The organism is Halomonas sp. G11, assembly GCF_001663515.1.
In the GTDB taxonomy this organism is placed as follows: Bacteria; Pseudomonadota; Gammaproteobacteria; order Pseudomonadales; family Halomonadaceae; genus Vreelandella.
Map to the genome: position 1 here is coordinate 340,847 of NZ_LYXG01000041.1, position 14,009 is coordinate 354,855.

Here is a 14,009-nt window from a genome sequence, read left to right on the forward strand (position 1 = left end):
GCCTCGCGAATCAGTATTTAGGGGCCAGGAACTGCTGCAGGCGGGGAGATTGTGGGTTGCCGATCAGCTCTTCAGGCGGCCCCGCTTCTTCCACCATGCCTTCGTGGAGGTAAATCACCTGGCTGGAGACGTCCCGGGCGAAGCTCATTTCGTGGGTGACCACCACCATGGTGCGGCCTTCTTCGGCCAGGCCGTGCATGACCTTGAGGACGTCGCCTACCAGTTCGGGGTCCAGCGCCGAGGTAGGTTCATCGAACAGCATGACCTCCGGGTCCATGGCCAGCGCACGGGCAATGGCGCCACGCTGCTGCTGGCCACCCGACATCTGCGCCGGGTAGGCATTGGCGCGGGCCGTCAGTCCGACCCTTTCGAGAAGCGCATGGGCATGCTCGATGGCTTCCTTCTTGGGTTTGCCCAGTACATGGATCGGCGCCTCGATGATGTTTTCGAGCAGCGTCATGTGGGCCCACAAATTAAAGCTTTGAAACACCATCGACAGCTTGGCGCGCATCTGCACCACCTGTTTCCAGTCGGCGGGCTCGCGGCCACGGCGGGTGTTCTTGAAGCGGATTTGTTCGCCGTGCACGTAAAGGTCGCCTTCGTCAGGCTGTTCAAGCAGGTTCATGCAGCGCAGGAAGGTGCTTTTGCCCGACCCCGATGCCCCGATAAGGGTGATGACATCCCCTTTATGGGCCTGTAGGGAAAGGCCTTTCAGAACTTCCGTATCGCCGAAGCGTTTTTTTATATGTCGCACTTCAAGAGGAATAGGCGTAGCGGCCATGTGCTTGGCTCCAATACTGAGTTGCCGCGGCAACAGTGAATGTTGGTGGCGGCTGGCGCGAAAAAAGGGGCGATTCTATCAGGCTAAACGGCGGATGCACGCTCTCCTGGTGTTTTTAATGGCTCAACGTTAGTCGTAGACAACGCCAAGCGGGTGATCATCGCCAGTGGATTGTTGTTGTCATCCCTTAATCATGTGGGTGGTGCGCAGGGAACCACCAAAAGTGCGGCGCGCGCGCCAATTTCGACATTGGCATTGGGAAATACCACGTGGAGCGGGGTATCGCCCACCCGATATTCACCGGTTTGGCTGTCGTTGGCCAGGCAGGTTCCAGGCGCAAAACGGGTGAAATTGGGGGTGTCATCGTCGAAGCACAGCGTGAAATGGTCGCCGTGGCGCATCAACTCATGCCGTACGCGGAAAAACGTCACCGTTTCAATGTCACTTTTCGCCGGTGTAGTGCCTTCGCTGAGCCGACCCAGCAGGGCCTGCATCGGCGTTAGCGACGCCATGTCGTTCTGCCCGAAAGGGGCTACCCGGCCCAGCTCGAAGGTAAACGATTGAGCGCCGTGATAATGCTTGCTGTAGTGGGAGAATGTCCAGCTATGTTGGTGCTGGTGCAACACGGCCTGCATATCGGCAGCGGCCAGCCACTGCCACTGTTCGCTGTGTGTGTCGCTATCCCCATAGGGCTCCACGACAAAGCGCGGGTAGAGACTGGCGCGAATCGCCGTGTGCAGATCGTAGTGGAGCTTGGGTAATGCAGCGTTGTCGCTGAAAAAGTCATCAACCTCGGCCATCAGCTGGCGCGCCCGGTCCGGCTCGTCGCCACTGGCAGAAAGCCCGCGCTCGAAGAGTCGATTGAGGTTGGTGTGGATAAAGCGCTGCTGGGCCTTGAGCGCGGGAATATTGCCAAGAATCACCAGCACCGGGGCACCGAGCGTTAGCGTTCCGGCTTCCAGTTCGCTCAGCCAGGCACCCAACAGCTCGACGGGGGCGGTTTCGTTGCCGTGAATGGCGGCTGAAAAGATACAGGCGTGAGCGTCCGGGCGCTGACAGTGCGGCGTCAGGCGAAGAACACCAGGGGCGCTGATGTCGAAGCGACCGCTGGCAAAACTGCCTTTGCGGGGCGTATCGCGCTGCTCGTCGAGGGTCCAGTCCAGCCACTCGCCTAGCATGCCAGGACTCCGTAACGGATATTCGCGTCAGCGAGAGAACATCGCTTGGTAACATTGTGTTGTGTCATTGTGCGTTGTGTCATTGGCAGTTCAACAAGCTGATAAACGTGGCTTACCTTCACCATTTTCCGCTTGACCGGCAACCCTTGGCGTCGTTCGAATGAAAAAGCGCGGTGGGATCATGAAAGAGCGCAAAGGCAAACGCTCGCAAGCGAGAATCGATGAAATCGATGCCCGCGGTCGAAAACATTCGCTTTTTTCTACGCGCTACTGCGTTATGTTGTGTCTATGAACTCAGACATAACCAATTGCAGCGCAAAGGAGTGAGCAATGACGAAAGTACTGGTGCTTTACTATTCCATGTATGGCCACATCGACACGCTGGCGGCGGCCGTCGCCGAGGGTGCCAAGCGCGTCGATGGTGTCGAGGTCACCGTCAAGCGCGTGCCGGAAACCATGCCGGAAGACGCCTTCAAGAATGCCGGTGGCAAGCAGGATTTCACGACGCCTGAAGCAACGCCACAAGAGCTTGCCGATTACGACGCCATCATCGTTGGTACACCCACGCGCTTTGGCAACATGGCCGGTCAGATGCGTACCTTCTTCGACCAGACTGGCGGGCTCTGGGCGAATGGCGCGCTGCGCGGCAAGGTGGCCAGCGTGTTTACCTCTACCGGCACCGGCGGCGGCGATGAAATGACCATCACGTCTACCTGGACCACATTGGCCCATCACGGCATGGTGATCGTGCCGATTGGCTATGGTATCGAAGAGCAGTTCGATATTTCCAAGGTAAGTGGCGGTACACCCTATGGCGCCGCCACCATTGCCGGTGGTGATGGTTCTCGCCAGCCGGATGAGCGCGAACTGAAAATTGCCCGCTTCCAGGGTGAGCATGTCGCAGGCATTGCGGCCAAACTGGCCAGCTAATCGCTTGCAGCTGTGGCACAAGAAAGCCTCGTCGGCATCATCCGGCGAGGCTTCTCTCGTTCAGGTATCGCCAATGGCTAGGCGCCGCGTGCCGCCGTGTAGATGGTGTAGACGGATTGGCTGGCGGTCATGAATAGCCGGTTTCGATCCTGACCCGCAAAACACACGTTCGAGCAGACTTCGGGCAACAAGACTCGTCCGAGCAAGGTGCCTTCCGGGGAGAAGACCACGACGCCGTCGATGCCTTCTCCACCATTGGCACTTGACCAGATATTGCCATCTACATCGCACGTCATGCCGTCGAAAATCGTGTCTTCGCTGGTCACGATGACTTGCCGATCGCTGACGCTGCGGCCGTCTTCGCCGAGCGTCCAGCGGATGATGCGCGCGGGCTCGTCGAAATGGGTAGGCGCGCTGTCACTTGCGTAGAACCCCTCGCCATCCGGTGTCATGACGATCCCGTTTGGCTTATGAATGTCATTGGTCAGCATGATGGGCTCATCAAGGCTGTCATCGACGTAATAGATCGCCGTGTCGAGCTCCAGTTCGCGTTTTTTCCCTTCGTAGTCGAAGTGAGCACCATAGCCGGGATCGGTGAAAATCACGCCTCCTGACGGTAGGGCAATGACATCATTGGGGGCGTTGAGTGGCTTGCCTTGAAAGCGTTCGGCAAGCACCGTTGTGCTGCCATCCCACTCGTAGCGCAGAACGCGTGAGGGGTAGTGTTCGCAAGCGATGAGTCGACCCTGATGATCGAAGGTGTTGCCGTTGGAGTGCCCGACATTGTCCCTGAGAACGCTGACCTGCCCCGTGGCTTCGTCCCAACGCATCTGCTTGGCACGGGGTATATCGCTGAACACGACATAGCGACCGATGGCGTTCCAGGCGGGTCCCTCTGCCCAGAGCCCTCCGCTCCAGTGTCGCTCCAGAGGACTATTGAAAAGCATGTAATCACTGAAGCGTTGATCCTCGACCTGCCAGGCGTCGATGGGATATCGATCCGGGGTAGGGCCTTTTGAGGACTGCCACGCAAAAAGCTGAGGTGATGTACCGACGGCGGCCAGGGTGGCCGTTGCCGAAAGAAACTGACGGCGTCCGAGTTTCATAGCATTGTCCTGATTGTTGTTTGAGAACTTGTTATGAGCGAGTGAAGCAGGCTTAACTCGCTCTCAGGAAAATGTAGAACATAAAGAGTTGGACGTCATACATTGGCTGCCCGGTTGGGCTTGTTCGGGCAGCCAGTCGCTACGTCAGTGTCGGCCTACGCTAATGAGTGATCAAGACGACGTCAGTGCGCGGCAATTCGCTCGGCAATGGCCTTGCCCAGGCTTTCCGTGCTGCCTTGTCCGCCGATATCGCGGGTGAGCGCTTGGCTATTGCCGTCACTCAGTACGGCTTCAATGGCCGTGACCATTGCTTCCCCGGCTTCTTGATAACCCAGGTGTTCGAGCATCATGGCGCCGGACCAGATCTGACCGATGGGGTTGGCGATGCCCTTGCCGGCAATATCCGGTGCGCTGCCGTGGACCGGCTCGAACAGGCTGGGGAAATGGCCTTCCGGATTGATATTGGCCGAGGGCGCAATGCCGATAGTGCCGGTACAGGCAGGGCCCAGATCGGAAAGAATATCGCCGAACAGGTTGCTGCCCACCACCACGTCGAACCAGTCCGGGTGCAGCACAAAGTTGGCAGTTAGGATATCGATATGGAATTTATCCACGGCGATCTCTGGGTAGCTTTGGGCCATCTCCGCCACGCGCTCATCCCAGTAGGGCATGGTGATCGAGATGCCGTTGGACTTGGTGGCTGAGGTCAGCTTTTTACGCGGGCGGGTCTGCGCCAGGTCGAAGGCGTACTTGAGGACCCGGTCAATGCCGGTGCGGCTCATCACCGTTTCCTGAAGGACGATTTCGCGCTCGGTGCCTTCATACATTTTGCCGCCGATGCTCGAGTACTCGCCCTCGGTGTTTTCGCGCACGACGTAAAAATCGATATCGCCGGGCTCGCGGCCTGCCAGCGGGCTCTTGATGCCGGGCATCAGCTTGCACGGGCGCAGGTTGATGTACTGATCAAAGCGGCGACGGAACTGCAATAGCGAGCCCCACAGGGAAATATGGTCGGGCACCTTGTCGGGCCAGCCCACTGCGCCATAAAACAAGGCGTCGAAGCCTTTCAACTGCTCGAACCAGTCATCCGGCAGCATGCTGCCGTGTTCCAGATAGTAGTCGCAGCTGCCGAACTCAAAGGTGGTGAATTCCAGCGGGATGTTAAAACGCTTGGCGGCAGCTTCCAGCGCACGGATGCCTTCGGGCATGACTTCGGTGCCAATGCCGTCGCCGGCAATCACTGCAATACGGTGGGCCATGGTGACTCCTGTTTAGGTGGGCGCAATGAGCTATTTACTATGAGCTATTTACTATGAGCTACGCACAATGAACGATGCGGTAGCGTGTCGTTGTAAGGTGAGTGTAGTCCCTATAGCAAAGAAGATAATTAGTCTATGATGCAAGCTATTGTTGCCTTGAGGTAAAGAATCAGTGACTCCCCTGGATGATTTGGCCTTTTTTCAGCAGTTGGCGCGCGCCGGTAGCTTGACCGCTACCGCGCGGGAGCTGGGGCTCTCGCTCTCGGCGGTCAGCAAGCGGTTAAAACAGCTGGAAGCCCGGCTGGGCGTGATGCTGGCGGCGCGAACCACGCGGCGCCTGACACTGACGGCTGAGGGTGAGCACTATCTGGCCCGAGGGGGACTGATTCTTGAAGAGCTCGACGAACTGGAAAATGGCCTCGGGGATTCGTTCAGCCAGGCACTCGGCGGGCGTTTGCGGGTAAACGCCACCTTTGGCTTTGGCAGGCGACATGTCGCGCCGTTGCTGTCCAGCTTTTGTGTCGAGAACCCGTCAATCGAGAGCTGGCTGGAATTGACCAATTTTCCGCTGAATCTCAGCGATCACGGTTTTGATGTGGGGGTGCGCATCGGCGAACCGCCGGACTCCCGCCTGGTGGCGCGGCGCATCCTGGTCAATCGTCGCGTGCTTTGCGCATCACCCCGCTACCTTGAACGGATGCCTGCGTTAACCACGCCTGCCGATCTGGCGCAGCATAGCTGCCTGGTCATTCGTGAAAACGACAGCGATTTCCCACTGTGGAGGTTCGAGCGCTGTGGTTCGCTAGCCGATGTTCAAGCGGTAAAAGTCAGCGGTCGACTTGCCAGTAATGACGGCGAGGTGGTGACCCGCCTGGCGCTCGAAGGTCATGGGGTGATGCTGCGTTCCTGGTGGGATGTCAACGAGCACCTTGCCAGTGGGGCGCTGGTGCCGTTGTTACCCGGCTGGCAAGGCGTGCGCGCGGATTTCTACGCGCTGTTTGAGCATCGTCGTCATATACCCAGGCGCATCAGTGCCTTTATCGATTACCTTCAGGAAGAAATGGCCATGCGCGTGCCTGCCATGCCGCTTTAGCGCTCGGGGCATATTTCTCCATGGGCGACATCAATCAGTTCGTCGGTGGGGAAATCCAGCTCGGCCGCCCGCTCGCGCAGGCGGTTTTCCAGCTCGCTGTCCATGTCCGGCGTCCGCGAAAGAATCCAGAGGTAATCACGGTTGGGGCCTGATACCAGCGCCCACTGGTAGTCATCATCCAGCGCCAGAATGTTGTAACCGCCGTAGAAGGGGCCAAAGAAGCTGACTTTCAGTCGGCCGATATCGTCATCGTCGATAAAGTAAGCGCGCCCTTCGGCTTCGTCCCAGGCCTGTTCCTCCGGGTTGTAGCCGCGGTTGATCACTCTGACGCCACCATCCTCGCGAAGGCTGTATGTCGCCGTCACGCATTCAAGCCCTTCCTCGAAGGAATGATCCAGCCGGGCGATTTCATACCACTGGCCCAGGTAGCGGTCCAGCTCAAAGCCGGTAACAGGCTGAGTACCGTCTGGGATGCCGGTGCAACCGGCAATGGCGGCACTGCCGAGGACGACCTTCCATGGTTTTAACACCTTCCATGGTTTTAACATTGTCTGCTCCTGAGGTGACGGGCGTTTGCTAATTCGGGCGTCGCCAATAACAATGAGTAGAATGGAATGACACACTCATAACGTTAAGGCGATGGTTATGTGGCACCAGGATGAGATTCACCTAACCGAGCGGCCACGGGGCTTCCATCTTATCACCCAAGAGCTGGTCGGGGCGCTACCCTGGCTGGCGGAATGTGAGATGGGCATTTTGCATCTGCAGTTACTGCATACTTCGGCTTCGCTGACCCTCAATGAAAATAGCGACCCGGATGTTCGCCATGATATGGACGCCTTCATGCGTCGCCTGGTGCCGGAAGGGTTGGATTATTTCCGCCATACGCTGGAAGGCCCGGATGACATGCCCGCCCATGTCATGGCAAGCCTGTTGGGTACGCAATTAACACTGGCGGTGCGTGATAGCCGCCTGGTGCTTGGCGCATGGCAGGGGATCTGGTTCGGCGAACACCGTGAGCAGGGTGGTCCGCGGCGTGTCATGGCGACACTTACCGGGAAAGCTGACCCCTAATCAGTCGCCTTTTACAACGACTCAATAACGGGGTGCTGGGGCAGGTTGAAGCGAGGGGCTATTTCCGAGGCCGGGAAAGGCTCCCGGCGATTTTGGCATTCCCGCCATCCATGGCGGTCAGATGGAAAAGTAGCGCCCTCGACAACGCTATCGGTGATCGTTACTCGTTGAGCTGAGCTTCAATAACCGGCCAGGCGGGGTCACCATCGGTAGTCGTCACGTCGGCGAGCATGGCTTCCACCCGCTCGGCGTTTTCGTTGATCCACTGCTCGGCGACACTGTCCAGCTCACGCTCTTCCTGGCCGAACTGCTGGATCATCCAGCTTTGTTCTTCGGCGCTGAAGGTGAACTGTTCAAAGAACGTCACGACGTTGGGGTTGGCGTCGGCGTAGCCAGAACGTAGCAGCGTGAGCACTTCGCTTTCGCCATTGTTCTCGCCGAACAGGTCTTTCTCGTCGTCGAGATAGCGCATCGGTAACTCAAGGTTCATCCAGTGCGGTGTCCAGCCAACCCATACGATGGGCTCTTCGCGAGAGATCGAATCGCGGGCGGCGGAGAGCATCGCGACTTCGCTGGTGTCGACCAGTTGCCAGTCGCCGAGTCCCCAGGTGTCGTTATCAATGGCGTTGTTGAGGATTTCGCTGGCCGCTGAACCGGCACCAAAGCCATGAATCTCGCCATTCAGCTGGTCGCGGTAGTCGTCAAGATCGGCAAAGCTTTGCAGGCCGTCTTCATAGAGGTATTCGGGCACGGCCAGGGTCATTTGCGCGCCATCGACGTTGTTGGCCACATCCACCAGTACGCCGGATTCCTTGCGCGGGTTGAACATCTCGCGTTGGGCAGGCAGCCAGGCGCCCAGGAAGGCATCGATATCGCCGCTTTCAATCCCCTGGTAAATCACCTGCAGGCCGATTTCCTGGGTCGTGGTCTCGTAGCCCAGCGGGTTGAGCAGCTGCTCGGCGATGGCGCTCTTGACGGTAATACCAGGCCAGGCGGGTACGCCAAAGTCGAGGGTCTGGTCATCGGCTTGGGCTGCCGAGGCAAACAGCGCTGCGCTGGCAAAGGCAATGCCCGAGGCGAGAGGTTTCAGGTGTGTCATACGATCGATCTCCTTGCTTGGTTTATTATCAATGCATGCTCGTCATGTGCTTCTCATGCATCTTTTCATGCGCTTTCTCACGCGCTATTTCATGCACTGTTTCATGCAGTACGCGCCAGAACACGCAGCTTGGAAGCGAGCATGTCACGGTCTAGATAGGTGCCCTGCAAGTGACGTGCGCCGCTGTTGGGGTCGAATTCGCGCCGTCCATGGAGGACACGGCGGTTGTCGAACGCCACCATCTGGCCAGGTAATAAGGTGAACTCGATCTGGTGCGCCTCGCTGTGAAACAGCTGCCACAGAACGCGGTAGGCGCGGTACCAGGCGGCCATCTTGGGCGCTGGCAGGTGCAGGGTGTCGCGAATCCAGTTGTTGAGGCGCATTTCGACGAGGTTGCCGTCAGCATCGAGTTTGATGACCGGCTCACGCACTGAAATGTCGTGCGTGTCGTCCTGAAAGCGAAAATCGATCGCGGTTTCGCTCAGAATTTTCAGGGCTTCCGGGTCCTGTTGGCGTAATGCGTTGACCACCCGTGCGCCATCGGCAAACAGCGATTGACCGCCACTCGCCTCGTTCTGCAGGCAGTAGAGCAGTTGAATATCCGGCGGCTGACGCCAGTTGGGCAGGTCGATGTGCAGCGGCAGGCCGACGGCGGTGTAGGCGGCATTGTTGGGGTTGGGCTTTGAGCGGACATCAAAGCGCGAACCAAAGTTGGTGGCACGCTGGGGGCCGATACGCTCCGCCAGGCGGCTGACTTCTTCCTCAACCAGCGGGCCTTCGGTGATCAGCGCCAAACCGTCGCGCAACATGGCCGTCAGCCAGGCTTTTTCGCCCTCGGGCGTCAGGAAATCGGCATGGCGAATGCGCTCAGGGGTGAATTGATCCCGCCAGGGGGCCAGCGATGGAACGGCCGTGGGGATCTCGGCTTCCGGACGGCGCTGGTAAAGCCAGCCGCTGTGGAAGGCACTTTCGTGGCCATCCTGCCAGGTCAGGTAGAGATGGCCTCCGGCAAGTTCGATGGTCGGCGTTTCGCTGATATCCTCAAGCGGCAGGTACAACCGCTCGCGGGTTTGCTGGTGCCGACAGGCGGGGCAGGCGCAATGGTCGCGCAGCCACAGCAGTGGTAGCGTGGTGTGCTGGCCATACTGCCATGTAAGGCGGATGCCTTCATCGGTGGGCACTGCCTCAGTTAGTGATGGGCCGTCCTGGTAGGGGGCTAATTCGCCCATTTGCGGCGCTTGGTATTGCTCTTCAGCGAAAACGGCACTGTTCATCACTTCCTCCCGGCATTGACTAAATAACGCCCATCTAGGATGCGCAGTCGCAATGGCAGTGACAAACGATTAATCTGACCCCTGAGACCCCGTTCAGCTTATAGGTTGCTTTCCCATGAGTGCATTGCCGCCGTTACTATGGCTACAGGCCTTTGAATCCGCCGCCCGAACGCTCAGCTTTACCGCTGCCGGTAACGAGCTGGGGGTGACCCAGGCGGCGATCAGTCAGCGTATCCGGCTGCTGGAAGACCGTCTGGGGCAGAAACTGTTCGTCAGGCATGCCCGAAGCCTGACCCTTACGCCCGCCGGGCAGGCCTGGCTGCCGAGTATTCACGATGCCTTCGCGCGGATCAGCGAGGGCACCTCGGAAGTGTTCGGCATGACCCTCGAGCAGCCGGTCACCCTGCGCGCCACACCGGTCATTCAGCAGGTGTGGCTGGCGCCGAGGCTGATTCAGCTGCATCACCGCCATCCCAAGCTATCGCTGCGTCTGGTTAGCGCCATCTGGCCCGATGATTTTGGCCCGGAGGGCGCCGATATCGAAATTCGCTATGGGCGGGGCGACTGGAGCGGCGTCGAGATGTACCCGCTCGGCGACGAGCAGCTAGTGCCCGTTTGTACCCCCGCTATCGCTGCAACGCTTGGCGCACCGAGCGACTTGGCCGGACACACCCTGCTCCACGCAGTGGGCTTTGGGGTTGGCTGGCCAGGCTGGTTGCAGACGGCGGGGGCATCGCATCTGGAGGCACAATGCCATGCGTTGACCTGCGATAATCAGGTCATGACGCTGGCGCTGGCAAGCCAGGGAGGCGGTATTGCGCTGACGCATCGGCGCCTGCTTGAGCAGCGCGATGATCTCGTGGCACCGTTTTCGATAAGCGTGCCCAGCGAGGAGCGCTTCTGGCTGGTAAGGCCGAGCCGTCGTATCGTGAGTGAAGACGCTGAGACGGTATGGCAGTGGTTGATAAACGCGATCTAGAAGGAGGGTAAAACGATGCCCCGGCCTGAACTACTCGAACAGATCTATACCATTGTCGATCAGATACCGGCGGGGCGGGTGACGACCTACGGGCGGATTGCGGCAATGACCGAAGGGGCGACCCCGCGCATGGTGGGGTCTGCCATGCGCCACTTGCCGGACGGTCACCAGTTGCCCTGGCACCGGGTCATTGCCGCTTCGTTGAAGCTTGCCGACCACGGCGGCGCGGCCCGCCAGCATCAAAAACTGCGCGATGAAGGCGTGGCGTTTGATGCCAAGGGGCGCGTCCCCGGACACCTTGTTTGGCCTGACTGACAGAAGCAGGTATAGGTGATGAGGCATGGAACAACTCGTAGCGGGGGTTTTTCGCCATGGATGGCGAAAGTAGCGCCCATGGACGGGTTTACAGCGCCCCCGCGTAGGGTTGTTCCATGCCGGTTCAGATGTCATCTCACGGCTTTATTAGAAAGCCAATAACAACGCCACCTGATAAAGGCGGCGTTGTCGGTTTTATGGCTATTGTAAGAGCGGTTGTTAGTCGTCGAGATTGGCGCCTGACTTCCAGGACCAGTCGCGCCAGCGCAGGTCGAAGAGATCCTTGCGGCGGTCCTTCAGGTTGGTTACCGAGCCTTCGGCGCGCACCACGGTCAGGCGGGTCAGGTCCAGGTCCGAGAAGAAGATCATCTCGGTATTGGGCGTGGTTTCCGCCAGCACCGCGTCGTGGGGGAAGGCAAAGTCGGATGGCGAGAATACCGCCGACTGTGCGTACTGGATATCCAGGTTCTCGATCGACGGCAGGTTGCCGACGCTGCCGCACAGCACCACATAGCACTCGTTTTCGATGGCGCGCGCCTGGGCGCAATGGCGCACCCGCAGGTAGCCGTTCTTGGTGTCGGTCCAGAAAGGCACGAACAGAATGTCCATATCCTGGTCGGCGAGCAGACGGCCTAGCTCAGGGAATTCCACGTCGTAGCAAATCAGAATGCCCACACGGCCCGCGTCGGTATCGAACACCTGAAGATCGTCACCGCCTTCAATCACCCAGTCGCGGCGCTCCTGGGGGGTGATATGCAGCTTCGACTGCTTCTCGATGCTGCCATCGCGGTGGAGCAGGTAGGTGATGTTATACAGCCGGTCATCCTCGCCAGCCTCGATCATCGAGCCGCCGATAATGTTGATGTTGTAGGACACTGCCATCCGCGACAGCTCGGCGACAAAGCGCTCGGTAAAGCCCGCCAGAAAGCGAATCGCGCCCATCTGGTCCTGCTGGGCTTCACGGTCCTGAAGCCCCATCAGCGGCGCGTTGAACAGCTCCGGAAAGACGGCAAAGTCACTTTGGTAATCCGACAGTGCGTCCACAAAGTACTCGATCTGCTGTAATGCGGCTTCCACGGAAGAGAACTCGCGCATCTGCCATTGCACTGCCCCCACACGCACCTGGGTCGGGCGGGTATCCAGCACGCTTTCTGCGGGCTCGAAGAGGATATTGTTCCACTCAAGAAGGGTCGCGTAGCCCCGGGACTGCTCGTCTTCGGGCAGGTACTTGCGCAGCAGGCGCTTGACCTGGAAGTCGTTGGCCAGCTGGAACGACAGAATCGGGTCGTAAATCTCTTTACGCGATACTTTGTCGATGTACTGGGCCGGAGACAGTTCATCGGAATGCTGATGGTATTCGGGAATTCGCCCACCCGCCAGAATGGCACGCAGGTTGTGCGAACGACACAGCTCCTTGCGCGCCTCGTAAAGGCGGCGACCCAGGCGGTAGCCGCGATAGTCGGGATGAATCAGCACATCCAGGCCATACATGGCATCGCCATCCTGATCATTGCGGATGATCTCGCGATGGCCGATCAGGTCGTCGTACTTGTGCGGGTTGGAGAACTCGTCGTAATCCACCTGAACGGTCAGCGCTACACCCACCAGGATCCCATCGTCCTCGATAGCGATCTGGCCATCGGGAAACTCCTGGATCAGTTTATCGATCGTACGCTTTGGCCAGGCACCCCCGATATCGTGATACACCGCATCCATCAACGACTTCAACTGTTCATAGTCATCGCTGGTCAGGTTGCGGAGGTTAAGGTGCAGTTCTTCTAGGGACATATTGATGGATTCCCGGCAGTCGAAATAAGTTGCCCTATTGTATCATTGCTTGGCACTGCTCGTTTTATCCTGTGATAGCTTATTCCTCGATGACCTGGAAGCGGCCAAGGGCTGGGTCAGGGTCTGCGCCATGATGACGCCTGCCAATATCAAAAGCCCACCGATAAAGTGGAAGCCCGCCACCTGCTCGCCCAGAAACGCCATGGCGATGAGGGCGCTGAACAGCGGCATCAGGTTGATGAAAATACTCGCCTGGCTGGCGCCTATTTGGCGGACGGCACGCATCCATAAAAAGGTGGTAATGATTGATGCCGGAATGCCTGCATAGAGAATGAGCCCTATGTTCTGGCTGTCCACCGGCGTCATCGGCCCCATCAGATAAGGCGGCAACAGTAACAGCACGGCAAAGCACACCTGAGCGTAAAGCATCACCCAGGGCGGCAACTTCATCGCCCAGCGCTTGAGCATGACGCCGTAAAGCGCATAGCAGGTAGCCGCCACCACCATCAGTGCATCACCATAGGCGACTTCCAGCTGTAGCAGGGAAAGCGGGTTGCCGCGACCCAGCAGGACGGTCACGCCGATAAACGCCAGGATCCCGCCTGCCACACCTCCACGGGTGGGCGGCTCGCGTAAAATCAACGCACTCAACAGCACGGTCAGTAGCGGCACCATTGCCGCCAGTATGCCCATGTTGGTGGCGCTGGTGGTTTCCGCGGCGACATAGGCCAAGCCTTGCCACAGACCCATGCCCAGAAGCCCCAGCAAAGCCAGTTTGGGCCAGTGGCGGCGGATTTCCTCGCGGTGGCGTATGGCAGCGGGCAGCACAAAAGGTGTCATTACCAGCAGCGCCAGCAGCCAGCGCAAGAACGCAATGCTACTCGGTGCGATAGCCCCGACGGTCAGCTGATTGATGGTCATGTTCCCCGACCAGATCAGCACAGTGGTTAGCGGGGCTAAAAAATACATCAATGGCATAGCACATTCCCTTAAAACAGTCCCTTATCGTTAGCCGGGTAATGTGACGCCCTTTTGCTGAGTGAGCAAGGCTCTTTCACCCGAGCCTTACACCAGAAACTGTCACCAGAGCCTATCATCAGATCTTTTCACCAGAACTTGTCACAAGAACTTGT

General features: G+C 58.7%; 14 protein-coding genes. 5 read left to right on the plus strand and 9 right to left on the minus strand.

The window, feature by feature from the left end; genetic code table 11:
* Positions 1 to 10 precede the first annotated feature (10 nt).
* Together ADS46_RS16035 and ADS46_RS16040 are read right to left on the minus strand one after the other, a co-directional pair.
* Positions 11 to 781, minus strand: a complete 771-nt coding sequence (locus tag ADS46_RS16035) for an ABC transporter ATP-binding protein (protein ID WP_066321680.1) — start codon at positions 779 to 781, stop codon at positions 11 to 13.
* A gap of 191 nt (positions 782 to 972) precedes the next feature.
* On the minus strand, positions 973 to 1,959 hold the full coding sequence (locus ADS46_RS16040) for a succinylglutamate desuccinylase (RefSeq protein WP_066321681.1): 987 nt from the start codon (positions 1,957 to 1,959) through the stop codon (positions 973 to 975).
* A 330-nt stretch (positions 1,960 to 2,289) separates the two neighbouring features.
* On the opposite strand from ADS46_RS16040, the gene wrbA reads away from it, so the two are divergent.
* Complete coding sequence (gene wrbA, locus ADS46_RS16045) at positions 2,290 to 2,889, plus strand: NAD(P)H:quinone oxidoreductase (protein ID WP_066321683.1); 600 nt, start codon at positions 2,290 to 2,292, stop codon at positions 2,887 to 2,889.
* Between the two features lie 77 nt (positions 2,890 to 2,966).
* Here wrbA and ADS46_RS16050 read toward each other — a convergent pair whose 3' ends face one another.
* Together ADS46_RS16050 and ADS46_RS16055 are read right to left on the minus strand one after the other, a co-directional pair.
* A complete protein-coding gene (locus ADS46_RS16050) occupies positions 2,967 to 3,995 on the minus strand; it encodes an SMP-30/gluconolactonase/LRE family protein (protein ID WP_066321684.1) in 1,029 nt (342 codons plus the stop codon).
* A 182-nt stretch (positions 3,996 to 4,177) separates the two neighbouring features.
* The gene (locus ADS46_RS16055; protein WP_066321685.1) at positions 4,178 to 5,254 is read right to left on the minus strand and encodes a tartrate dehydrogenase; all 1,077 of its coding nucleotides are present in this window, start codon (positions 5,252 to 5,254) and stop codon (positions 4,178 to 4,180) included.
* 172 nt (positions 5,255 to 5,426) lie between these two features.
* Here ADS46_RS16055 and ADS46_RS16060 point away from each other — a divergent pair, with 172 nt between their 5' ends.
* Positions 5,427 to 6,347 carry a LysR family transcriptional regulator gene (locus ADS46_RS16060; protein ID WP_066321686.1) on the plus strand — a complete coding sequence of 307 codons (921 nt, stop codon included), beginning with the start codon at positions 5,427 to 5,429 and terminating at the stop codon, positions 6,345 to 6,347.
* Here ADS46_RS16060 and ADS46_RS16065 read toward each other — a convergent pair.
* Positions 6,344 to 6,895 carry a lipocalin family protein gene (locus ADS46_RS16065; protein WP_066321688.1) on the minus strand — a complete coding sequence of 184 codons (552 nt, stop codon included), beginning with the start codon at positions 6,893 to 6,895 and terminating at the stop codon, positions 6,344 to 6,346. The genes ADS46_RS16060 and ADS46_RS16065 overlap by 4 nt on opposite strands.
* Before the next feature lie 97 nt (positions 6,896 to 6,992).
* Between ADS46_RS16065 and ADS46_RS16070 the strand changes: the two genes are divergently transcribed.
* Positions 6,993 to 7,421 (plus strand): secondary thiamine-phosphate synthase enzyme YjbQ, encoded by a 429-nt coding sequence (locus ADS46_RS16070; protein ID WP_066321689.1) that lies wholly within the window; start codon positions 6,993 to 6,995, stop codon positions 7,419 to 7,421.
* A gap of 160 nt (positions 7,422 to 7,581) precedes the next feature.
* Here ADS46_RS16070 and ADS46_RS16075 read toward each other — a convergent pair whose 3' ends face one another.
* On the minus strand, positions 7,582 to 8,520 hold the full coding sequence (locus tag ADS46_RS16075; protein ID WP_066321690.1) for an ABC transporter substrate-binding protein: 939 nt from the start codon (positions 8,518 to 8,520) through the stop codon (positions 7,582 to 7,584).
* Between the two features lie 101 nt (positions 8,521 to 8,621).
* Positions 8,622 to 9,794: a TauD/TfdA family dioxygenase gene (locus ADS46_RS16080; RefSeq protein WP_066321691.1), complete on the minus strand. Its 1,173-nt coding sequence runs from the start codon at positions 9,792 to 9,794 to the stop codon at positions 8,622 to 8,624.
* A 115-nt stretch (positions 9,795 to 9,909) separates the two neighbouring features.
* Here ADS46_RS16080 and ADS46_RS16085 point away from each other — a divergent pair, with 115 nt between their 5' ends.
* On the plus strand, positions 9,910 to 10,773 hold the full coding sequence (locus tag ADS46_RS16085) for a LysR substrate-binding domain-containing protein (RefSeq protein WP_066321694.1): 864 nt from the start codon (positions 9,910 to 9,912) through the stop codon (positions 10,771 to 10,773).
* Between the two features lie 15 nt (positions 10,774 to 10,788).
* The gene (locus ADS46_RS16090; RefSeq protein WP_066321696.1) at positions 10,789 to 11,088 is read left to right on the plus strand and encodes an MGMT family protein; all 300 of its coding nucleotides are present in this window, start codon (positions 10,789 to 10,791) and stop codon (positions 11,086 to 11,088) included.
* A gap of 219 nt (positions 11,089 to 11,307) precedes the next feature.
* On the opposite strand, the gene ADS46_RS16095 is transcribed toward ADS46_RS16090, so the two are convergent.
* Positions 11,308 to 12,876 carry a bifunctional GNAT family N-acetyltransferase/carbon-nitrogen hydrolase family protein gene (locus ADS46_RS16095; RefSeq protein ID WP_066321697.1) on the minus strand — a complete coding sequence of 523 codons (1,569 nt, stop codon included), beginning with the start codon at positions 12,874 to 12,876 and terminating at the stop codon, positions 11,308 to 11,310.
* A gap of 42 nt (positions 12,877 to 12,918) precedes the next feature.
* Positions 12,919 to 13,854 (minus strand): DMT family transporter, encoded by a 936-nt coding sequence (locus tag ADS46_RS16100; RefSeq protein WP_066321698.1) that lies wholly within the window; start codon positions 13,852 to 13,854, stop codon positions 12,919 to 12,921.
* Positions 13,855 to 14,009 lie beyond the last annotated feature (155 nt).

What these genes read in the sequence shown, in the direction of transcription:
- ADS46_RS16035 (WP_066321680.1), bottom strand. Translation starts at nt 781, where the DNA reads ATGGCCGCTACGCCTATTCCTCTTGAAGTGCGACATATAAAAAAACGC.
- ADS46_RS16040 (WP_066321681.1), bottom strand. Translation starts at nt 1,959, where the DNA reads ATGCTAGGCGAGTGGCTGGACTGGACCCTCGACGAGCAGCGCGATACG.
- wrbA (WP_066321683.1), top strand. Translation starts at nt 2,290, where the DNA reads ATGACGAAAGTACTGGTGCTTTACTATTCCATGTATGGCCACATCGAC.
- ADS46_RS16050 (WP_066321684.1), bottom strand. Translation starts at nt 3,995, where the DNA reads ATGAAACTCGGACGCCGTCAGTTTCTTTCGGCAACGGCCACCCTGGCC.
- ADS46_RS16055 (WP_066321685.1), bottom strand. Translation starts at nt 5,254, where the DNA reads ATGGCCCACCGTATTGCAGTGATTGCCGGCGACGGCATTGGCACCGAA.
- ADS46_RS16065 (WP_066321688.1), bottom strand. Translation starts at nt 6,895, where the DNA reads ATGTTAAAACCATGGAAGGTGTTAAAACCATGGAAGGTCGTCCTCGGC.
- ADS46_RS16070 (WP_066321689.1), top strand. Translation starts at nt 6,993, where the DNA reads ATGTGGCACCAGGATGAGATTCACCTAACCGAGCGGCCACGGGGCTTC.
- ADS46_RS16075 (WP_066321690.1), bottom strand. Translation starts at nt 8,520, where the DNA reads ATGACACACCTGAAACCTCTCGCCTCGGGCATTGCCTTTGCCAGCGCA.
- ADS46_RS16080 (WP_066321691.1), bottom strand. Translation starts at nt 9,794, where the DNA reads ATGAACAGTGCCGTTTTCGCTGAAGAGCAATACCAAGCGCCGCAAATG.
- ADS46_RS16085 (WP_066321694.1), top strand. Translation starts at nt 9,910, where the DNA reads ATGAGTGCATTGCCGCCGTTACTATGGCTACAGGCCTTTGAATCCGCC.
- ADS46_RS16090 (WP_066321696.1), top strand. Translation starts at nt 10,789, where the DNA reads ATGCCCCGGCCTGAACTACTCGAACAGATCTATACCATTGTCGATCAG.
- ADS46_RS16095 (WP_066321697.1), bottom strand. Translation starts at nt 12,876, where the DNA reads ATGTCCCTAGAAGAACTGCACCTTAACCTCCGCAACCTGACCAGCGAT.
- ADS46_RS16100 (WP_066321698.1), bottom strand. Translation starts at nt 13,854, where the DNA reads ATGCCATTGATGTATTTTTTAGCCCCGCTAACCACTGTGCTGATCTGG.